Genomic DNA, 279 nt, shown 5'->3' on the forward strand with positions numbered 1-279 from the left:
CAGCAGCAACGGCAGCGGCATGCTGTCGAACATCGTGAACAGCACCGTCTCGTAGCCATTGCCCAGTGCCTGCACCAGGTCGGCCTGGCCGAAGATCTGCATCCAGATTGCGGTGCCGCCGAACACCGAGAACCAGAAGAAGCCCAGCAGCGTCGGGGCCAGCACCACGCCGATCACGAACTCGCGCACGCTGCGCCCGCGCGAAATGCGCGCGATGAACGAACCGACGAACGGTGCCCAGGAAATCCACCAGGCCCAGTAGAAGATCGTCCAGTCGGC

Annotated in this window: 1 protein-coding gene; it reads right to left on the minus strand. The window is 64.2% G+C overall.

Annotation, left to right across the window (positions count from 1 at the left end):
- Positions 1–279 (minus strand): BCCT family transporter (locus EN874_RS33400; protein WP_189396770.1); only part of this gene is annotated, 279 nt, incomplete at both ends.

This window comes from Mesorhizobium sp. M1D.F.Ca.ET.231.01.1.1 (genome assembly GCF_003999155.2).
Classification (GTDB): domain Bacteria; phylum Pseudomonadota; class Alphaproteobacteria; order Rhizobiales; family Rhizobiaceae; genus Mesorhizobium.